Origin of the sequence: Klebsiella sp. w6, from assembly GCF_033100215.1 — a bacterium.
Lineage (GTDB): Bacteria > Pseudomonadota > Gammaproteobacteria > Enterobacterales > Enterobacteriaceae > Klebsiella > Klebsiella variicola.
This window is the reverse complement of record NZ_CP136907.1, coordinates 2,950,229-2,970,627: the sequence shown is the minus strand read 5'-3', so window position 1 is coordinate 2,970,627 and position 20,399 is coordinate 2,950,229. Positions and strand designations below refer to the sequence as shown.

The following is a 20,399-nucleotide window of genomic DNA, read 5'->3' as shown; positions in this document are numbered from 1 at the left end:
GGGGATGAAAAAAAATGAAAAGGCGGCATTGCGCCGCCTTTTTAGCCAGTCAGCAGTGATTATTTGTACAAATCAGCGCTGATGGTGATGTTGCCGCCGCGTTCCTGCCACTGACGGGTGATGTGGTAGTACTTCGCCCCTTTCTTCGCCGCGCGTTTCGCCGTCTGATAGGAGATTTCCGTCATGTTGCCGTAGTTGCCGGTGAACTGGATATTATCGAACGGCACCATTTGCGCCGCGGTCACTTTGTTCACTTCTTCCACTTTGGTGCCGTCCGGCAGCGTGACAGTGTAACGCCCGCCTTTGGAAGACTGGGTCTCGAAGAAACGACCGACGCCAGTGCCTGAGCCTACAGCTGCGGTGGTGGCGACGCCCGGGATTTCCACGTTTTTCGCGGCTTCACCGCCTTTGGCCAGCGCCGCGCGACCGGCGTCAGAGTCTGCCGGGATGGCGTCCGGGCTCTGCAGCACGCGTTTTTCAGCATCTTTTTTATAGATATAAGCGGTAATGCGCTGGTTGCCGCCCTGGTTGGCATCCACCTGGCGCACGATAAAGAACGCATAGGCGCCTTTCCCTTTTGCCGCTTTGGTGATGGCATCATTGACTTCCGGCTGGCTGCGATAGAAGCCCTGAACGGTGACAGTGTCGTAAGGCATCAGCGTCACGGCCTGATCTTTCGGCAGTTCTACCACGCCATTGATGATGCGATTTTTCGGCGCATCCGCTTGCGGCGCGTTGTCTTTATAGAGGTCAGCCGTGACGCGCCAGTTGCCGCCATTGCCGTAGTCCGACGTGTCGACAACATAGAATGAGGCCGCGCCGTCTTTGTCGGCTTTACGCGATACCGCCTGTACCGCGTCGCCAATGGCATTAAACCGGCCGGTGACGACAACGCGATCGTAGGGCTTCAGCGCAGCCGCCTGCTCCGGGGTCAACTCGGTCGCTGCATGGGCAGACAACGTGGCGGTTGTCAGGAGAGCAGACGCCAGGAGGGTGTTTTTAAGCTTCATAAAAATAATCCTTTGCCTTGCGCAAACCATATACTGGTGTTGTTGTTGACTGAAAACGTTTGATTATTGCATTTAATCGTTGTGACTGTCTGCGTCATTTTTTGCTTGCCGCCCGAATCGTATACTACGGAAAGATAACATTTTTCGATATGTTGAAAAAACAGCCGCTTGACCAGCAAAAACGATAATCGATACCACTTTTATTAGTTAACGTAATGTTAATACAATGATCCCAATGGCGATAAATGGCGTTTTATCACGCTGGATAAGCGGATTATCAGGCCTGAGTGAGAAATTCAGGTAAATATTGCTGCCCGGAACCATCTGTGCTGACAATAAGCAATAAAATCAAAATTTCTGTTTTATCGCTGTAGATCACAATCGCTATTTTCAGTAGGTTATAAAAAGTTTGTTACTGTTTCATTTTGCAGACAGCGGAAGATGGCGAGGAAGATTTCGCCGTCTTGTCGTTGTTGGTCAGAAAAGTAAACCATCATCAAAAACCGATGGAAGGGAAAACTATGCGTATTGGTGTACCACAAGAGAGGCTAGCCCAGGAGACCCGGGCCGCCGCCACGCCGAAGACCGTTGAGCAATTGCTTAAACTCGGCTTTAGCGTCGCGGTAGAAAGCGGTGCCGGGAAACTGGCCAGCTTTGACGATGCCGCCTTTACCCAGGCAGGGGCTGAGATCGTCACGGGCAACGAGGTGTGGCAGTCTGACGTCATCCTCAAAGTCAATGCTCCAAATGACGATGAAATTGCACTGCTGAATCCGGGAACCACGCTGATAAGTTTTATCTGGCCTGCGCAAAACCCGCAGCTGATGGAAAAACTGGCGGCCCGTAATATCAACGTGATGGCGATGGATTCGGTGCCGCGTATTTCTCGCGCCCAGTCGCTGGATGCGCTCAGTTCAATGGCAAACATTGCCGGCTACCGTGCAATCGTGGAAGCGGCCCATGAATTCGGCCGTTTCTTTACCGGACAGATTACGGCGGCAGGCAAAGTTCCGCCCGCGAAGGTGATGGTCATCGGCGCCGGGGTGGCCGGTCTGGCTGCGATTGGCGCCGCCAACAGCCTGGGCGCTATCGTCCGCGCCTTCGATACCCGTCCGGAAGTGAAGGAGCAGGTGCAGAGTATGGGCGCCGAGTTCCTCGAGCTGGACTTTAAAGAGGAAGCCGGCAGCGGCGACGGCTACGCCAAGGTGATGTCTGAGGCCTTTATTAAGGCCGAAATGGCGCTGTTCGCCGCCCAGGCGAAAGATGTCGATATCATCGTCACCACGGCGTTAATTCCGGGTAAACCGGCACCGAAACTGATCACCCGCGAGATGGTCGACTCCATGAAGTCGGGCAGCGTGGTGGTCGACCTCGCCTCGCAAAATGGCGGCAACTGTGAGTACACCGTGCCCGGCGAAGTGGTCACCACCGCCAACGGCGTGAAAATTATTGGTTACACCGATCTGCCGGGCCGTCTGCCGACCCAGTCTTCCCAGCTCTACGGTACCAACCTGGTTAACCTGCTGAAGCTGCTGTGCAAAGAGAAAGATGGCAACATTGTTATCGATTTCGATGATGTGGTGGTGCGCGGCGTGACCGTGGTGCGCGAAGGCGAAATCACCTGGCCGGCGCCGCCGATTCAGGTCTCCGCTCAGCCGCAGGCTGCAGCGAAAAAAGTGGAAGCGCCGAAAGAAGCGGCAAAACCGGTGTCCCCATGGCGTAAATATGCCCTGATAGCGCTGGCGATTATCCTCTTCGGCTGGCTGGCGAACGTCGCGCCAAAAGAGTTTCTTGGCCATTTCACCGTCTTCGCGCTGGCCTGCGTAGTAGGTTACTACGTGGTATGGAACGTCTCCCATGCGCTGCATACGCCGCTGATGTCGGTGACGAACGCGATTTCGGGCATTATCGTTGTTGGTGCGTTGTTGCAGATAGGCCACGGGGGCTGGGTCAGCTTCCTGAGCTTTATCGCGGTACTGATCGCCAGCATTAATATTTTCGGTGGTTTTACCGTGACTCAGCGCATGCTGAAAATGTTTCGCAAAGGATAAGGGGTAGCACATGTCTGGTGGATTAGTTACAGCTGCATACATTGTTGCCGCAATCCTGTTTATTTTCAGCCTGGCGGGTCTGTCGAAACACGAAACGTCGCAGCAGGGCAACTATTTCGGCATCGCCGGGATGGCTATCGCCCTGATCGCCACGATTCTGGGGCCGGACGCCGGCAACGTCGGTTGGATCATCCTCGCGATGGTGATCGGTGGGGCGATCGGTATTCGTCTGGCGAAAAAGGTCGAGATGACCGAGATGCCGGAGCTGGTGGCTATCCTGCACAGCTTCGTGGGCCTGGCGGCGGTGCTGGTGGGTTTTAACAGCTACCTGCAGCATGAAACCGGGATGGAGCAGATTCTGGTCAATATCCATTTGACCGAAGTGTTCCTCGGCATCTTCATCGGTGCAGTCACCTTCACCGGTTCGGTGGTGGCGTTTGGTAAACTGCGCGGCAAAATTTCCTCGAAGCCGCTGATGCTGCCCAATCGCCATAAGCTGAACCTGGCGGCGCTGGTGGTCTCCTTCGTGCTGATGGTGATTTTTGTTCGCGCCGACAGCACTGGTACCCAGGTCCTGTGCCTGCTGGTGATGACCGCGATCGCGCTGGCCTTCGGCTGGCACCTGGTGGCTTCTATCGGCGGCGCGGATATGCCGGTGGTGGTTTCCATGCTCAACTCCTACTCGGGCTGGGCGGCAGCGGCAGCGGGCTTTATGCTGAGCAATGACCTGCTGATCGTCACCGGCGCGCTGGTGGGTTCTTCCGGTGCCATCCTCTCTTACATTATGTGTAAGGCGATGAACCGCTCCTTTATCAGCGTGATTGCTGGCGGCTTCGGCACCGATGGGTCTTCCAGCGGCGGCGATGAAGAAGTGGGCGAACATCGCGAGATTAGCGCGGAAGAGACAGCGGAGATGCTGAAAAACTCGCAGTCGGTGATCATCACCCCTGGCTACGGTATGGCGGTGGCCCAGGCGCAGTATCCGGTGGCAGAAATTACCGAGAAGCTGCGGGCGCGGGGTATCAAAGTACGCTTTGGTATTCACCCGGTGGCCGGGCGTCTGCCGGGGCATATGAACGTGCTGCTGGCGGAAGCCAAAGTGCCTTACGACATCGTGCTGGAGATGGATGAGATCAACGACGATTTCAGCGATACCGACACCGTGCTGGTGATTGGCGCCAACGACACCGTCAACCCGGCGGCGCAGGACGATCCGAAGAGCCCTATCGCGGGTATGCCAGTGTTGGAAGTCTGGAAAGCGCAGAACGTGGTGGTCTTTAAGCGTTCGATGAACACTGGCTACGCCGGCGTACAGAACCCGCTGTTCTTCAAAGAGAACACCCATATGCTGTTTGGGGATGCGAAAGCCAGCGTCGATGCGATCCTGAAAGCGCTGTAATGTAGCACGCTTGTTTTACAACGTTTGTTTATAAGCCGTCTCCTGTGAGACGGCTTTTTTATATGCGGAGAGATGCCTGGAATTGTTCATAAAATAAGCGGTGAGAGATGATATAATGTCCCGGTTATTACATCAGACAGAGGATATTATGGATACCGAGTTAACCCCAACGCAGATGGCCATCGAATTCTTACGCCGCGACACTACCGTCATGACCCCAGCGCAGTATCTGAAAAAGCTGAAACTGCTGGAGCTGGAGTTTGCTGACCTGATGGCGCTCTCATCGCTGGAGCTGAAAGAAGAGATCGATCTGGCCTGGCGTCTGGGTATCCACTAAGCCATTCTCGCTGGACAGTGACAGGGGCCGCCAGCGGCCCTTTTTTTGTGCCTGACTGGCAGCAAGCAAAAAAAATCCCCCGCGAGGCGGGGGAAGATGAGCGGTACGAGAAGAGGGTTAATCGTCGTCGTCGTCGTCCAGTTCCACCGGCGTCTGGTAGGCCTCCGGTTTGAGTACCAGCAGGTCACAGCGCAGATGATCGACCACCTGTTCCGCGGTATTGCCGAGGAACGCCGCTGACAGGCCGGTACGTCCGACCGTTCCCAGCACCACGATCCCCGCCTGCAGATGCTCGGCGAGATCCGGGATCACCTCCTCAGGCAGGCCTTTTTCCACGTGGGTGAATTTCTCATCGATGCCAAACTTCTGCCGCAGCGCTTTCATCGCCAGCAGGTGCTGACCGCGAATGGCGTCGTTGTAGACGCTGGGATCAAAATCCGGAAGCTCAATCGCGATATTGATGGGGGTCACCGGGTAGGCGCCGATGAGATGTACTTCGGTATGGTTAACTTCTTGCGCCAGAGACAGCGTTTCCCGAACCAGCTTTTCGTTCAGGGTGTTGTGATAATTCTCTTCGCTGGCGAGATTGACCGCGACCAGCGCTTTGCCACCTTCCGGCCACGGTTGGTCTTTTACCATCCACACCGGGCAGGGACACTTACGCAACAGGTGCCAGTCGGTGGGGGTGAAGATCACTGCCTCCAGTTTGTCGTGCTGGTGGGCCATCTTCAACAGCAGGTCGTGTTTCTCGCTAATAACTTCCTGAATAATGGCTTCGAAGGGGCGGTTGTGCCACACCACTTTTACGTCGATCGGCACACCCGATTCAATATAGAATTTCGCCTGCTCGCGTATCCAGGCTGTACGTTGGGCAATAACGCCCTGGCGCATCGCCGTGCGTTCGTCCGGCGACAGCAGGGTGGTCATTTCATAAGAAAAATCATAGATCGGCAAAAAGGCTTTGATGCGTCCACCAATCCGTTGGTGCAAGTACACCGCGCGCCTAAGTGCCGGCTGGTCGTCCTGGTTAGGATCGATTACTACCAGCATGCTCTGATACTTCGCCATACAGGGTCTCCTTACAACTGCAGCTACCGTCAGTTACTAAAAAGATAACCTATATGGATGAATTGAAACAGGGGAGGAGCCTGGTCAGATCAACAAATCTTAAAAAATTGCCGATCGTGACCAGGTGGTGCGCAGAGATTAAGCGACGTTGCGCGCCTGACCGGCCAGCTGGGCCAGCAGATCGCTGTTTTCAATAGTGATGTATTTGCCTTTCACTGCCAGCATGCCGCTTTTCTGGAAACGCCCCAGCAGACGGCTGATGGTTTCGACAGTGAGGCCGAGATAGTTGCCAATATCGCCGCGGGTCATGGTCAGGCGGAACTCACGGGGTGAGAAGCCGCGCTGGGCGAAACGACGAGAGAGGTTGTAGATAAACGCCGCCAGGCGCTCTTCGGCATTCTTTTTGGAAAGAAGCAGGATCATATCCTGGTCGCCTTTAATCTCGCCGCTCATCAGGCGCATCATCTGCTGACGCAGATTCGGCATTTTTCCGGAAAGATCGTCAAGGGTTTCGAAGGGGATTTCGCAGACCATCGAGGTTTCCAGCGCCTGCGCAAAGCTCGGGTGCAGACCGGTGCCGATGGCGTCGAAGCCCACCAGATCGCCCGCCAGATGGAAGCCGGTGATCTGCTCATCACCTTGCTCAGTGATGGTGTAGCTTTTGATGGTCCCGGAGCGAATAGCGTACAACGACTTCAGCTCATCACCGGCTTTGAACAAGGTTTGACCTTTCTGGATAGGCTTTTTCCGCTCGATAATATTATCCAGCTGATCAAGCTCATGCTCGTTCAGAGTAAAGGGGATGCAGAGCTGGCTGATACTGCAATCCTGACAATGGATAGCACAACCGCCAGACTGAATGCGTCGAATAATTCGCTTCTCAGGGATCATATGTCTGCTCAGGCCTTAATTGATATTGGTCAATTTTAACATCTTTTTGATCAGCAGGTAAGTCTTCAGACCCGGAAACACGTAATATCAGCAGGGTAAATCAAAATGGCTGTATATCTGATTGATAAGCAATAGATTATTTCGCTATGTTTGATTGTAAAATTACCTGAAGATTCCAGAAAAGGCATTTTCAGTCAAAGTAAAAGATACCCTTCATGGCGCAATAACCACTCTTTTCGCTGCACACCCCCGGCATAGCCGGTCAGGGTGCCGTTACGCCCGATGACCCGATGACAGGGCACCACGATACTCACCGGATTGGCGCCATTGGCGGCCCCCACGGCGCGAGCGGCGCCGGGGCGTCCGAGCGCCTCGGCCAGTTGGCCATAGTGCATCACCTGGCCGCAGGGGATATCGCGTAACGCCTGCCAGACCTGGCGCTGGAACGGTGTGCCGGCGGTGGCGGTAGCCAGGGTATCGATAATCGCCAGATCGCCGGCGAAATAGTCGTTCAGCTTACTGCTGAGGCCGCCTGGGTTGCGGCAGTCGACGCGCTGATAGCCTTCCTGTCGATAGTGAACGTCGAGCAGGGTTTCCATCCGATCGCGGTGCTCGTCCCACTCGACGGCGCGCAAATTAAACTGTTCGTCGCAAAGTACCCACAGCGGCCCCAGCGGGGTATCCATTTTATCCTGCAGCAAGGTCAACATCGTTTCTGTCATCCACCATCGTACATGAGGGGCACACGATACCACGCGCTGACGACAGTCAACTATACTCCCAAAAGATAAAGCCGCATCACGGGCTGGCGCTCTGCGTAAGCCACAATGATTTATTTTTGGATCGATCCTGGCGGGTTATCGGGCATGGTTTTTGCTACTTTTTAACTGACGATGCCGGTGCTTCACGCGCCCGGTAGGGTGCCGACGCCTCAGCGCGGCGCTATTAATCACTCAGAGGTGGAGCTATGCAATATATACTGACTGGCGTACTGGTATTGATCATCAGCGGCTTAGCGATCCACGGTCTGACCCTGGTGTTTGAAAGGGTGTACAAAGCGCTTTTCTATAAATTAGCCAGTGTGGATCATGCGGCCAGCAAAGTGAAAACGAAGGTGTCGCGTTAAGGCTATACGGCCATCCCTGGCCTGTCAGCAGGTTAAGGAAGATGCGGATAGATGCCAGGGCCGATCGGCAGTCCCACCAGATACCATCCCACCAGCAACAGCAGCCAGACGGCGAGAAAAATCAGCGGGTAAGGGAGCACCAGCGAGTAGTAGGTGCCGAGGCGGGCATCCGGTCGGTAGCGCTGTAGGAAGCCGAGAAACAGCGGCACAAACGGGGACACCGGCGCCAGCGGCAGCACCGATGAATCGGCGATGCGAAACAGGATCTGCGCAAAGGCCGGGTGAAAGCCCAGCAGCATAAACATCGGCACGAAGATCGGCGCCAGAATCGACCAGATGGCCGAGCCGCTGGCGATAAACATACACAGAAAAGCCGACAGCAGCGCGAGCCCGACAAACGCCGGGACGCCGTTCATCCCGGCGCTCTCCAGCAGGTCCGTCAGACCGACGGCCATAAACTTGCCCATGTTGCTCCAGTTGAACATCGCCACGAACTGCGCCAGCGGGAAGACCATCACGATAAACCCGGCCATCTCTTTCATCGGCTCAATCATCAGCTGCGGCAGGTCGGCCTGGCGGCGAATTTTGCCGGTGGCGATGCCGTATGCCAGCGACACGACAAAGAAGAAAAAGATAATCAGCGGCACGATGCCTTTGATAAACGGCGAGGGCATGACCGTATGTTGAACCGGGTCGCGAAGAATACCGTTCTCGGGGACCACCATCAGGGCGACGACCGCCACGAATACCAGCGTTGCCACGCCGGCGATGCGCAGGCCGAAACGCTCCTCGGGCGTCAGGGTCTGCAGCTTTTCATCACGACTGCCTTGCCACTGGCCCAGCCGCGGCTCCACCAGCTTATCGGTGATCAGTCCGCCGACGAGCGTCAGGACGATCACTGAGGTCGCCATAAAGTACCAGTTGTCGATCACGCTGACGTGCAAAGAGGCATCGATGGATTTTGCCGCCTCGGTGCTGATCCCCGAGAGCAGTACGTCGGTGGTGACGATCAGTAAATTGGCGGTAAAGCCGCAGCCCACACCGGCAATCGCCGCCAACAGGCCGGCGACAGGATGCCGACCGACGGCGAGGAACATCAGCGCGCCCAGCGGCGGCATAATTACCAGCGCCGCGTCAGAAGAGATATGGCTGAAGAAGGCGATAAACAGCACCATATAGCTGGCATAGCGGGCGCTGACGTGAGAGGCCATCTTCACCATCAGTGCGGGTAACAGGCCCACCCGCTCGGCGAAGCCGGCGCCCAGCACCAGGGCGAGGATCGCCCCCAGCGGCGCGAAACCGCTGAAGTTTTTAATGACGTTGGGCAAAAACCAGTGCAACCCTTCCACGCTGAGCAGATTTTTGACCACCACCCGTGAACCATCCGTAGGGTTCTGCACCCCGACGTTGAAGGCGGAAAGTATCGCCGTAGCCGCGATCAGCGCCACGATAAGATAGATAAACAGCAAAAACGGGTGCGGGACTTTGTTACCGATCTTCTCTACCCAGCCATAGCGCTTTCCGCCGGGGGAAGACGACGGTATGGATGACATACTCATGGGCGTTCCTCTGTTGTCGTTGTTGTGTTGGGCAGGCCTGCTCCCGTACTGCCGGCGGTTATTATGGTCGGTGCGTGCCGCGATGCCGGTCAGCGTTGGCCAGGAGTAGCCTGTCTTAAGTGGTTATCGTAAAACGGACGGACTCACCTCCGCCGGGATCGGGCAACGATAGGGGCGTTCGGCCAGTACCTGCCTGAGTTCTTGCTGGCCGGCCGCCAGCAGGGCGCTGTCGCTGAATAAACGGATCGCGGTCGCCGCGAGCACTTTCCCCGCCAGCAACATCCCTTTATGGGCGATGGAGGTTCTGCCCTGACTCACCAGCTGCCAGCTGTGCAGCGGGGTTCCCACCGCGAAGCACGGGCTGAAGCACTGAGCCACCGGCGCTTTCCAGCTGACATCGCCGACGTCAGTGGAGCCGGCGAGGACGTTATCCGTGGCCGCCCAGGGCGCCACCTCATCAATCAGCAGCGTGTCGCGGTGGCGACGAGCGAACGTTTTGCCTTCCTCCCCACTGGTGCCGGCAATATTGTTCAGGCTGTTGTTAATATCGTTGGCGCTGAGGGTGGCGCGTATCGCCGCGGCAAAAGCGCGCTCCTCGTCGCTCCAGGCGGGGGTACCGTAATGACAGACCGCCTGATACATCGCCGCCTCAAACGTGCGGTTGGGGAGATAGCTGGAGCAGGCTTTTTCAAAGCGGCAGCTGACCTGAGTCTCGGTCATCAGCGCGGCCCCCTGAGCAATCTTCTCGATGCGGGCGAAGATCTGCTCCGCGTCGGCCATCTCCGGCGCACGGATCAGATACAGCACTTCCGCCTGAGCCTGCACTACGTTGGGCGAGACACCGCCGGTATCGGTAATGGCATAATGGACCCGCGCCTTCTCGATGATATGTTCATTGAGGAAGTTGCTGCCGGTGGTCATCAGAGTGACGGCATCCAGCGCGCTCCGGCCCAGGTGCGGCGAATTCGCAGCGTGGGCGGCGGTGCCGGTAAAACGCCATGCCGCCTGAATATTGGCGAGGGTGCGGGTGCTGAACATCCCGGCCCAGGCTTCCGGATGCCAGGTCAGCGCCGCATCGACATCATCAAACAACCCTTCGCGCACCATAAAGGTTTTTCCCGATCCGCCTTCCTCGCCGGGACAACCATAGAAGCGCAGCGTGCCCGCGCCGCCATGCTGTTGCAGCCAGGCTTTGGCGGCGACCGCCGCGGCGAATGCCGCCGTACCGAGCAGATTGTGCCCGCAGCCGTGGCCGTTGGCTCCCGGTGTCGAGGGTGTCGGTTCCACGCAGTGGGCCTGCTGGCTGAGGCCCGCCAGGGCGTCAAATTCGCCGAGCAGGGCAATGACCGGTTGGCCTTCGCCGACGCTGGCGATAAAGGCATTCGGGATCCCACCCGCATCGCGAGTGAGCTGAAAACCTTCTGCCTCCAGCGCATCCGCCAGGCGTTGGGCGGACCAGTACTCCTCAAAGCGGGTCTCCGGGTGATCCCAGATGTCATCGGCGATGGCGCAGTACGCCTCGCGTCGCGTCTCAATCATCTCGTCCACAAACTGAAAAATGGCTTCCATTACACCCCCCGCTGCCAGGGAAAGTTAAGCGCGATACGCGCCAGAGTTTCTACCGCTAGCGCCATGACGCTCTCGTCGAAGTCAAACTTCTCGTTGTGGTGACCGGCGCTCAGTTCGGTGCCGAAAATCATGTACGAGGCGAGGCCGCCGCGCGCCTGGACCCGGGCCATCATCAGGGTGGCGTCTTCCGAGCCCGCCGGGGCGGCGATACGATCCACCGCCTGTTGCACGCCGGGCACACGGGCGGCCTGTTCGCGCAGATAGTCCACCCACGCCGGCGACGGCGCGCTGGCGGTCGCCGCACCCATCATGCGTAGTTCGTAGCGGGCTTCGTACATCGCCGCCGCCCCGGCGACGACGTGCTGCGCCCGCTCGAACACGTACTGGTTAATGGCTTCGCTTTCGCCGCGGGTTTCCACTTTTAACAGCGCGGAAGAGGGCACCACGTTGCGCCCGGTGCCCGCCTGCATCACCCCGACGTTGACCCGCGAGGCGCCGGCGCTGTGCGGCGGGATGGCGTGCAGGCCAAGAGCGGCCTGGGCGGCGGCCAGCAGCGCGTTGCGCCCCTCCTCCGGCTTGCCGCCGGCGTGGGCGGCCACGCCGCTGAACTGCACGTCGAATTTAGTGGTGGCCATAAAGTTGTCGCCGCCGCAGACGACGGTACCTGGCGGCACACCGGTCCCGATATGGATCGCCGTGAAGTAATCCACGTCATCCACCACGCCGGCGGCCACCATCGCCCGGGCGCCGCGGGTGCCCTCTTCAGCGGGCTGGAAAATCAGTTTGATCACCCCGTTGAGCTGCGCGGCATACTGCTTCAGGACATGCGCCAGGCCCAGCCCGATGGCGGTATGGCCATCATGGCCGCAGGCGTGCATCATGCCGGCGTTGCAGGAGGCGAAATGGTCGCGATGAGGGCGGTGGCTGTCGTCGTGCTGTTCATTGAGGTCAAGGGCATCCATATCGACGCGGAAGGCCAGGGTTGGGCCGGGCCGCCCGGTGTCGAGCGTGGCGACCACGCCGGCGAAACCGCCTTCAAACGCCGGCAGCCAGCGTTCCGGCGCGCCCTGTTCGCGGGCGCGCTCGAAAGCCTGGGCCAGGGTATCCTCGTCCGGCAGCCCCATCCGGCTATCGGCATCGATGACATCGCGCCCCAGCGCCAGCTGATAGCCGAGCCCGTCGAGGATCTCCGCCACCTTGCTGGCAGTGCGGAATTCCAGCCAGCCGGATTCCGCGTGCAGGTGAAAATCACGGCGCCATTGGATCATGGCCGGCGCCAGCTGGTGGAGGTATTCATCAAGTTGCGGCATAGCTCATCCTGTCATAAGTAAAAAATGTGACGGTGTTCACGATGTGATAGCTTTTGTTTATCACTTGCGTTTTACAGGCCGTATCCCACTTAACCTGCCACAGCCTGATGGATTACAGTAGATGTGAATTTCTTCTGTCTGATAAACAGTGGTTATCACCGAAAGCATGGCATTTCAGATTAAATTTCATCATATCCGCGCCTTCGTCGAAGTGGCCCGGGAAGGGAGTATTCGCGGTGCCAGCCGGGCGCTGGCGGTCTCGCAGCCGGCCCTGACCAAAGCGATTAAAGAGCTGGAGGAGGGGCTTTCCGCCCAGCTGTTCGTGCGCCGCAGTCAGGGGGTGGCGCTGACCGAAAACGGCGAAAGCTTTTACCAACATGCGAGCTTGATCCTTGAGGAGCTGCGGGCGGCGCAGGACGAACTGCTGCAGCGTCAGGGCGAGCAGGCCGGGCAAATTAATATTGGCCTTGGCGCCAGCGTCGCCCGGTCGCTGATGCCGTCGGTGATCTGTCGCTTTCATCAGCAGCATCCGCAGGTAAAGGTGCGGATCATGGAGGGCCAGCTGCTGGCGATGATCAATGAGCTGCGCCAGGGAGAGCTGGATTTCACCATCAATACCTATTACCCCGGGCCGTACGACCATGAGTTCAGCTTTGAGAAACTGTTTGAGAAACCGTTCGCGGTGTTTGCCCGCGCGGGACATCCGGCGGCGCAGGCCACCTCGCTGGGGGAGTTGATGGATCACCACTGGACCATGCCGACGCCGCGCGGCAGCTACTTTAAACAGCTGCAGGACCGGCTTAATCAGGCCGGGTTAGCGCCTAAGGTAGATATTGTTTGCGAAACCTTCTCGTCGTGCATTAGCCTGGTGGTGAAAAGTGATTTTCTCAGCATCCTGCCGGTGGAGCTCGGCAACGATCCGCTGATGGCGGACAAGCTGGTGATGATCCCTGTCCGCGACGTCTTGCCGACGGCCACCTATTATCTGATCCAGCGGCGCGATACCCGGCAGACGCCATTAACGGCGTCGTTAATCACGCTGTTTCGCCGCCAAAGCCGACAATTGTTTCCTTAATCGCCCGTCGCGCTCACTTTGCCAGCGAACGCGGCTAAACGCGTTGAGGGGGGAGCGCCGGGCGGCTATAGTAGCTGGCGACAGCCGCTGGAGGAGAGCCCATGAACCTTGATGACAAATCCCTGTTTCTTGACGCCATGGAAGATGTCCAGCCTCTGAAACGTAAAAATGACGTGCACTGGCATCCCGGGCGCAACAGCCGGGCCCCGCAGCGCGTCGATACCCTGCAACTGGATAATTTTCTCACCACCGGCTATCTCGATATCGTGCCGCTCGCCACGCCGCTGGAGTTTAAGCGTGAAGGGCTGCAGAGCGGCGTGCTGGATAAGCTGCGGCGGGGGAAATACAGCCAGCAGGCGAGCCTCTCCCTGCTGCGCCAGCCGGTGGAACAGTGCCGACAGATGCTCTTCGCCTTTATGGTGCAGGCGCAGAAAGAGGGGTTACGTAATGTGCTGATCGTTCACGGCAAAGGCCGCGACGACCAGTCTCACGCCAATATTATCCGCAGCTATCTGGCGCGCTGGCTGGAAGAGCTGCCGGAGGTGCAGGCCTTCTGCGCCGCGCTTCCACATCATGGCGGCAGCGGCGCCTGCTATGTCGCGCTGCGTAAATCGGCCGAGGCGAAGCAGGAGACCTGGGAGCAGCACGCCAAGCGCAGTCGTTAGCGCAGAAGCAGCGTCAGCTCGCGGGCGGCTTTTTGCAGCTCCGGCAGCACGCGATCGATCATCTCGCGGGCCGACATCTGGCCCGCATGCACCCCAACGTTCAGCGCCGCCTGGACCTGCCCCTGAGCGTTAAACAGCGGTACCGCGAGGGAGCGCAGGCCCATCTCCAGCTCCTGGTCGTTGAGGGCATACCCCTGCTGATGCACCCGTTTCAGTTCTGTGCGCAGCTTCGCCACCGAATCCACCGTCTGCGGGGTGTAGCGGATCATGGTCACCCGAGCCAGCATGTCGTTGAGCTTCTCCTCCGGCTGATGGCTGAGCAGCACCCGGCCCATCGAGGTCGCCCAGGCCGGAAGGCGGCTGCCGATATCCAGGTCGATGGTCATAATCCGCGAGCTGGAGGCGCGGGCGATATACAGAATATCGTCCCCGTCGAGGGTGGCGATGGAGCAGGACTCGTTGAGCATTTCGCTCAGATGTCGCAGCACCGGCTGCGCCGAACGCGCCAGCGGCGTCGAGGCCAGCCAGGCGTGGCCCAGCGCCAGGATCCGCGGTCGCAGCTGGAAATTCTTACCGTCTTCGGCATACACGAACCCCAGCTTGCTCAGGGTATACAGGCAGCGGCGCACCGCCGCGCGCGGAATGCCGGTCTTCTGGCTGATCTGCGAGATAGACAGCAGGGGCCGCTGCGGCGTGAACGCCTGAATCACCTCCAGGCCGCGCGCCAGGGAGGCCATAAAGTTAGGATCGCCCTTAAACGGATCGCCGTCGCCGGTCAGTAAATCGTCTGGATGCTTGTCCATTTCTGTTCCCCATATTTGCCATCGATCACATTCTTTCGCTAAAGATAACCGATGTTCGATTATCGCACCATATTTCGATTATCGCCCTTGACCGACATCGTTAAGCGGGTCACATTTTGTGCGAACAACGAATAAAAGTGCGATTACCGCACATCACTGGAGCGACCTGATGATTGATAAAAGCGTATCGACGCTGAGCGAGGCCATCGCCGGGATCCACGACGGGGCGACTATTATGATCGGCGGCTTTGGTCCCGCCGGCCAGCCGACCTTTCTGATTGACGCCCTGATTGACCAGGGCGCCCGCGACCTGACCATCATTAATAACAACGCCGGCAACGGGGAAGTGGGTCTCGCGGCGCTGCTGAAAGCCGGGCGAGTACGCAAGATGATCTGCTCCTTCCCGCGCCAGGTGGATTCCCAGATTTTCGATGACCTCTATCGCCGCGGCAAAGTGGAGCTGGAGCTGGTGCCGCAGGGTAACCTCGCGGCGCGGATCCAGGCGGCTGGCGCCGGGCTGGGGGCAGTGTTTACCCCCACCGGCTACGGCACACCGCTGGCGGAAGGCAAGGAGACGCGGGAAATCGATGGTCGCCATTACGTGCTGGAATATCCGATTAAAGCCGATTTCGCGCTCATTAAGGCCCATCAGGGCGACCGCTGGGGCAACCTGGTCTATCGCAAGGCGGCGCGCAACTTTGGCCCGATCATGGCGACGGCGGCGAAAACCACCATCGTCGAGGTCTCGCAGCTGGTGCCGCTGGGCGACCTCGACCCGGAACACATCATCACCCCCGGCATTTTCGTCCAGCGTGTCTTCTCGCTGGAAAACCTGACTGCCGCACAACGCGCCTGAGGATCCCGAGATGCAAAAACTGACCCGTGACGAAATGGCCCAGCGCGTGGCCCGCGATATTCCCGAAGGCGCTTACGTCAACCTCGGCATCGGCCTGCCGACCCGCATTGCCAATTACCTGCCTGCCGACAAAGAAGTGTTCCTGCACAGCGAAAACGGCCTGTTGGGGATGGGGCCGAAACCACAGCCCGGGGAAGAAGATCCCGAGCTGATCAATGCCGGTAAAGAGTATGTCACCCTCCTGCAGGGCGGCTGCTATTTCCACCACGGCGACTCCTTCGCCATGATGCGCGGCGGCCATCTCGATATCTGCGTGCTGGGGGCCTATCAGGTTTCCGCCAGCGGCGACCTCGCCAACTGGAGTACCGGTGCGCCGGATGCGATCCCGGCCGTTGGCGGGGCGATGGATCTGGCCATCGGCGCCCGTCAGGTGTTCGTGATGATGGACCACCTGACCCGTGACGGCGAGTGCAAGCTGGTGGCGCAGTGCAGCTACCCGCTGACCGGCGTCGGCTGCGTCAGCCGGATCTATACCGACCTGGCGGTGATCGACATCACCGACCGCGGCCCGGTGGTACGTGAAATCTTTAACGGTCTCTCTTTTGAAGAGCTGCAGCGCATCACTCCGGTGGCGCTGACCTTTGAACAACTGGCGGAAAGCGCGTAAGGAACCTATGATGAATCAGGCATTTATCTGTGATGCGGTACGTACACCCTTTGGCCGTTTCGGTGGTACCCTGGCGACGATGCGCGCCGACGACCTCGCGGCGCTGCCATTAAAAGCCCTGCTGGAGCGTAACCCGGGACTGGATCCCTCGCGCATTGACGATGTGATCTTTGGCTGCGCCAACCAGGCCGGGGAAGATAACCGCAACGTGGCGCGGATGGCGCTGCTGCTGGCCGGGCTGCCGGAGAGCGTGCCCGGGAGCACCATCAACCGCCTGTGCGGTTCCAGCCTCGATGCGATCGGCGTCGCGGCGCGGGCGATTAAAAGCGGCGAGACGCAGCTGATGATCGCTGGCGGCGTGGAGAGCATGTCCCGCGCGCCGTTTGTGATGGGGAAAGCAGAGAGCGCCTTTAGCCGCAGCATGCAGATGGAGGATACCACCATCGGCTGGCGCTTTATTAACCCGCAGATGAAAGCCCTGTACGGCGTGCATTCCATGCCGGAGACGGCGGAAAACGTCGCCGATGAGTTTGCCATTTCCCGTGCCGATCAGGACGCGTTCGCCTTACGCAGTCAACTGCGTACCGCCGCGGCGCAGGAGGCGGGGCGTTTCGCCGATGAGCTGATCGCCGTCCAGGTGCCGCAGCGTAAAGGCGAGCCACTGCTGTTTAGCCGCGATGAGCACCCGCGCAGTACCTCGCTGGAGGCGCTGGCTAAACTGCGCGGCGTGGTGCGCGCCGACGGCAGCGTCACCGCCGGTAACGCCTCCGGCGTTAACGATGGCGCCTGTGCGCTGCTGCTGGCCAGCGAGACGGCGCTGGCGGCTCACGATCTTCAACCGCTGGCCCGGGTGGTCGGCGTGGCGACGGCGGGTGTTGCGCCGCGGATCATGGGCTTTGGCCCGGCGCCCGCGGTGCGTAAGGTGCTGGCGCAGACCGGCCTGACATTAGCCCAGATGGATGTCATCGAACTGAATGAAGCCTTCGCCGCTCAGGCGCTGGCGGTGACCCGTGATCTGGGCTTACCGGATGATGCCGCCCACGTGAACCCTAACGGCGGGGCGATCGCGCTGGGCCACCCGCTCGGTGCCTCCGGCGGCCGGCTGGCGATGACCGCGGCTTATCAGCTGAAACGGACCGGCGGCCGCTACGCCCTGTGCACCATGTGCATCGGCGTCGGACAGGGGATCGCCCTGATTATTGAACGTGTTTAAGGAGCCAGAATGAGTTTGTTGACCCCAATGCTGCGCAGCAGTCCGCTGACCGACTGGTTCAGCGACGCGCAGCGGGTGCAGGGCATGCTGGATTTTGAAGCGGCGCTGGCGCAGGCGCAGGCCGTCTGCGGGATGGTGCCGCCGGAAGCGGTCGGGCCGATTGTCGCGGCCTGCCGCCACGAGACCATCGATTTTGCCGCGCTGGGCGAGGCGGCGGTGGGGGCCGGTAACCTGGCGATCCCGCTGGTGAAACAGCTGACGGTACAGGTAAAAGCGCGAGATCCCGAGGCTGCGCGCTACGTCCACTGGGGAGCCACCAGTCAGGACGCCATCGACACCGGACTGGTGCTCCAGCTGCGCGGGGCGCTGGATGCCGCTGAGACCTTGCTTGAGCAGCTGTTGGCTGCCCTGGCTCTCCAGGCGGATCGTTATCGCGATACTGTCATGCCGGGTCGGACCTGGATGCAGCATGCGCTGCCGGTGACCTTTGGCCTGAAGCTGGCGGGCACCCTCGACGCGCTCCTGCGCTGGCAGCAGCGGCTGCGCGAGATGCGTCCGCGGCTGCTGGTGCTGCAGTTTGGCGGCGCCGCGGGCACTCTTGACGCGCTAAAAGAGAAAGGGCCGGCGGTTGGCCAGGCGCTGGCGCAGATCCTCGGTCTGTCGCTGCCGGATACCCCGTGGCACAGCCAGCGCGATCGGCTGCTGGAGGCGGGCGCCTGGTTTGCCGGTGTCTGCGGTACCCTGGGGAAATTCGCTAACGACTTCTCCCTGCTGATGCAGACCGAAGTGGCTGAGGTCGGCGAGCCGGTGGCGGAAGGCCGCGGCGGCTCATCGACGATGCCGCATAAGCGCAATCCGGTGGCCTGCGCGGCGATCCTGACCGCCGCCCAGCGTACGCCGGGGCTGATGGCGACCCTCTACGCCAGCCAGCTCCAGCAGCACGAGCGGGCGCTGGGCGGCTGGCAGGCGGAGTGGGAGACGCTGCCGGATCTGATTACTCTGGTGGGCGGGGCGCTGGCGCAAAGTGAAGCGCTGGTGCGCGATATGCAGGTCTTCCCGCAGAAAATGCGTGCCGATCTCGATATCACCCACGGGCTGATCATGGCCGAGGCGGTGACCCTGGCGCTGGCGGAATTCATCGGCAAAGCCGAGGCGCATCATCATATCGAGGCGCTGTGCCGTCAGGCGCTGGACCGTCACTCTCCGCTGGTCGATCTGCTCGCGGCTGACCCACAGGTCAGTCAGTATCTCTCTCGTGAACGCTTAACCACGCTGCTGGACCCGGCAACGGCGACCGGCAGCGCCGAACGCTTTGTGCGCCAGGTGCTGGCGCGTTATCAGGAGCAACGTGATGAATCTTGATTATCAACTCGACGGGCCGGAGGGCGCGCCGGTTATCGTCCTCTCCAACTCGCTGGGCACCACCCGGGCGATGTGGCAGCCGCAGATCGAGGCGTTAACCGCCCATTTTCGGGTGCTGCGCTATGACACCCACGGTCACGGTAATACGACGAAAAATGGCAAAGTGACCCTCGCCCAGCTGGGGGAAGATGTGATTGCGCTGCTCGATCACCTGAATATCGACCGCGCCTGGTTCTGCGGGATCTCGATGGGCGGTCTGACCGGCCTGTGGCTGGGACGCTTTGCGCCAGAACGTTTTTATGGTCTGGCCGTTGCCAACACCGCGGCGCGCATTGGCGATCAGGCCAGCTGGCTGTCGCGGGCGCGGGCGGTACGCCAGGAGGGAATGGCGGTGGTGGCCGCCGGGGCGGCGGATCGCTGGTTCACTCATGCGTTTCGCCAGAAGGCGCCGGAGGTGGTGGAGGCGCTATGCCACCAGTTAACCCATACCGACATCGAAGGCTATGCCGCCTGCTGCGAGGCGCTGGCCGCCGCCGACCTGCGGGGCGAAGTGGGGCAGATCCCGCTGCCGACATTAATTATCGCCGGTGAAAGTGACCCTGTCACTACGGTCAGTGACGCCAGTTTCCTGCAGCAGCAGATCCCCGCTTCCCAGGTGGTGGTGCTGGCGGCATCGCATCTATCAAACATTGAGGCGCCGAAAAGCTTTACTTCGGCGCTGCTAAGCTTTTTCCAGGGGGAACGCCATGGAGGATAAACAGCGCTATCAGGACGGAATGACGGTACGGCGCAAAGTATTGGGCGACGCCCACGTCGACCGTACGCTGCAGCATCTGACGCCGTTGAATGATGAGTTTCAGGACTTTATTACCCGCTACGCCTGGGGTGAGACCTGGACCCGTCCGGGGCTCGACCACCACACCCGCAGCATGATCACCATTGCCATGCTGATTGCTCTCAATCGCGAGGCGGAGCTGAAGATGCATCTGCGCGCGTCGTTTAACAACGGGGTCACCCGCGATGAGCTGAAAGAGTTGATCATGCACTCTGCGCTGTATTGTGGGCTGCCGGCGGCGAATGCCACGATGCATCTGGCGCAGCAGGTGTTTGACGACATCGACGCCGCGCAGGGTTGAGTCGTCGTCCGAGTCGGATTGCCCGGCAGTCGTTGTAGGCCGGGTAAGGCGTTGCCGCCACCCGGCGAAATAACGGCACAACCGGAAATGTCCCTGTTCGCACTATGTTTGGCAGGGCTACAACTTCTATGTTAATTCCGGGCAGATTGCGCTCCCGGTTGATCTTCTGCGTTATGTCTCTTATGGCGCAGGGAGCGCACAGGGGGCGGCCAGTCGCCACCGCCCCCTGTACCCCCGGGCTCCGGCCAGCAAAATCGCCACTGCGTGGTGCCTTCGACTTATCCCTGCAGGCTGCCCCGGCC

General features: G+C 59.7%; 20 protein-coding genes. 12 read left to right on the top strand and 8 right to left on the bottom strand.

The annotated features are described in order from the left end of the window. Positions 1-59 precede the first annotated feature (59 nt). Positions 60-1,010 carry a DUF1471 family protein YdgH gene (gene ydgH / locus R0140_RS14685; protein ID WP_317703825.1) on the bottom strand — a complete coding sequence of 317 codons (951 nt, stop codon included), beginning with the start codon at positions 1,008-1,010 and terminating at the stop codon, positions 60-62. A 521-nt stretch (positions 1,011-1,531) separates the two neighbouring features. On the opposite strand from ydgH, the gene pntA reads away from it, so the two are divergent. From pntA to R0140_RS14665, 3 genes are all read left to right on the top strand, one after another. Continuing rightward, positions 1,532-3,061, top strand: coding sequence for a Re/Si-specific NAD(P)(+) transhydrogenase subunit alpha (gene pntA, locus R0140_RS14675; protein ID WP_023340072.1), 1,530 nt, complete (start codon positions 1,532-1,534; stop codon positions 3,059-3,061). Between the two features lie 10 nt (positions 3,062-3,071). Next, positions 3,072-4,460 (top strand): Re/Si-specific NAD(P)(+) transhydrogenase subunit beta, encoded by a 1,389-nt coding sequence (pntB, locus tag R0140_RS14670; RefSeq protein WP_012541888.1) that lies wholly within the window; start codon positions 3,072-3,074, stop codon positions 4,458-4,460. 148 nt (positions 4,461-4,608) lie between these two features. Beyond that, positions 4,609-4,797, top strand: a complete 189-nt coding sequence (locus R0140_RS14665; protein ID WP_004887037.1) for a YdiH family protein — start codon at positions 4,609-4,611, stop codon at positions 4,795-4,797. A 117-nt stretch (positions 4,798-4,914) separates the two neighbouring features. On the opposite strand, the gene uspE is transcribed toward R0140_RS14665, so the two are convergent. From uspE to ogt, 3 genes are all read right to left on the bottom strand, one after another. Then, positions 4,915-5,865: a universal stress protein UspE gene (gene uspE, locus R0140_RS14660; protein WP_008805063.1), complete on the bottom strand. Its 951-nt coding sequence runs from the start codon at positions 5,863-5,865 to the stop codon at positions 4,915-4,917. 138 nt (positions 5,866-6,003) lie between these two features. Then, positions 6,004-6,756, bottom strand: a complete 753-nt coding sequence (gene fnr / locus R0140_RS14655; RefSeq protein WP_002903394.1) for a fumarate/nitrate reduction transcriptional regulator Fnr — start codon at positions 6,754-6,756, stop codon at positions 6,004-6,006. Positions 6,757-6,950: 194 nt separating this feature from the next. Then, positions 6,951-7,466: a methylated-DNA--[protein]-cysteine S-methyltransferase gene (gene ogt / locus R0140_RS14650; RefSeq protein ID WP_022065676.1), complete on the bottom strand. Its 516-nt coding sequence runs from the start codon at positions 7,464-7,466 to the stop codon at positions 6,951-6,953. A gap of 257 nt (positions 7,467-7,723) precedes the next feature. Between ogt and R0140_RS14645 the strand changes: the two genes are divergently transcribed. Then, complete coding sequence (locus tag R0140_RS14645; protein ID WP_012541886.1) at positions 7,724-7,882, top strand: hypothetical protein; 159 nt, start codon at positions 7,724-7,726, stop codon at positions 7,880-7,882. Between the two features lie 32 nt (positions 7,883-7,914). On the opposite strand, the gene abgT is transcribed toward R0140_RS14645, so the two are convergent. From abgT to R0140_RS14630, 3 genes are all read right to left on the bottom strand, one after another. Continuing rightward, positions 7,915-9,441 carry a p-aminobenzoyl-glutamate transporter gene (gene abgT, locus R0140_RS14640; protein WP_008805061.1) on the bottom strand — a complete coding sequence of 509 codons (1,527 nt, stop codon included), beginning with the start codon at positions 9,439-9,441 and terminating at the stop codon, positions 7,915-7,917. A 123-nt stretch (positions 9,442-9,564) separates the two neighbouring features. Beyond that, the gene (locus R0140_RS14635; RefSeq protein WP_046882171.1) at positions 9,565-11,010 is read right to left on the bottom strand and encodes a M20 family metallopeptidase; all 1,446 of its coding nucleotides are present in this window, start codon (positions 11,008-11,010) and stop codon (positions 9,565-9,567) included. Then, a complete protein-coding gene (locus R0140_RS14630) occupies positions 11,010-12,320 on the bottom strand; it encodes a M20 family metallo-hydrolase (protein WP_012541883.1) in 1,311 nt (436 codons plus the stop codon). Before R0140_RS14630 ends, R0140_RS14635 begins: the two co-directional genes overlap by 1 nt. A 166-nt stretch (positions 12,321-12,486) precedes the next feature. Here R0140_RS14630 and R0140_RS14625 point away from each other — a divergent pair, with 166 nt between their 5' ends. Beyond that, positions 12,487-13,395, top strand: a complete 909-nt coding sequence (locus R0140_RS14625) for a LysR family transcriptional regulator (RefSeq protein WP_008805057.1) — start codon at positions 12,487-12,489, stop codon at positions 13,393-13,395. Positions 13,396-13,496: 101 nt separating this feature from the next. Beyond that, positions 13,497-14,060, top strand: a complete 564-nt coding sequence (smrA, locus tag R0140_RS14620; RefSeq protein ID WP_008805056.1) for a DNA endonuclease SmrA — start codon at positions 13,497-13,499, stop codon at positions 14,058-14,060. Here smrA and R0140_RS14615 read toward each other — a convergent pair. Then, a complete protein-coding gene (locus R0140_RS14615) occupies positions 14,057-14,863 on the bottom strand; it encodes an IclR family transcriptional regulator domain-containing protein (RefSeq protein ID WP_012541880.1) in 807 nt (268 codons plus the stop codon). The two genes, smrA and R0140_RS14615, sit on opposite strands and share 4 nt — an antisense overlap. A 169-nt stretch (positions 14,864-15,032) precedes the next feature. Between R0140_RS14615 and R0140_RS14610 the strand changes: the two genes are divergently transcribed. From R0140_RS14610 to pcaC, 6 genes are read left to right on the top strand one after another with little or no spacing between them, the layout of a single operon-like run. After that, positions 15,033-15,719 (top strand): 3-oxoacid CoA-transferase subunit A, encoded by a 687-nt coding sequence (locus R0140_RS14610; RefSeq protein WP_008805054.1) that lies wholly within the window; start codon positions 15,033-15,035, stop codon positions 15,717-15,719. A 10-nt stretch (positions 15,720-15,729) separates the two neighbouring features. Continuing rightward, positions 15,730-16,386, top strand: coding sequence for a 3-oxoacid CoA-transferase subunit B (locus R0140_RS14605; RefSeq protein WP_012541879.1), 657 nt, complete (start codon positions 15,730-15,732; stop codon positions 16,384-16,386). A 10-nt stretch (positions 16,387-16,396) separates the two neighbouring features. After that, complete coding sequence (gene pcaF / locus R0140_RS14600) at positions 16,397-17,599, top strand: 3-oxoadipyl-CoA thiolase (protein ID WP_008805052.1); 1,203 nt, start codon at positions 16,397-16,399, stop codon at positions 17,597-17,599. 9 nt (positions 17,600-17,608) lie between these two features. Further along, positions 17,609-18,961 carry a 3-carboxy-cis,cis-muconate cycloisomerase gene (locus R0140_RS14595; RefSeq protein ID WP_012968331.1) on the top strand — a complete coding sequence of 451 codons (1,353 nt, stop codon included), beginning with the start codon at positions 17,609-17,611 and terminating at the stop codon, positions 18,959-18,961. Further along, complete coding sequence (gene pcaD, locus R0140_RS14590; protein ID WP_064180786.1) at positions 18,951-19,718, top strand: 3-oxoadipate enol-lactonase; 768 nt, start codon at positions 18,951-18,953, stop codon at positions 19,716-19,718. Before R0140_RS14595 ends, pcaD begins: the two co-directional genes overlap by 11 nt. Beyond that, on the top strand, positions 19,708-20,097 hold the full coding sequence (pcaC, locus tag R0140_RS14585) for a 4-carboxymuconolactone decarboxylase (RefSeq protein WP_008805049.1): 390 nt from the start codon (positions 19,708-19,710) through the stop codon (positions 20,095-20,097). The genes pcaD and pcaC overlap by 11 nt, the downstream gene beginning before the upstream one ends. The last annotated feature ends 302 nt before the right edge of the window (positions 20,098-20,399 follow it).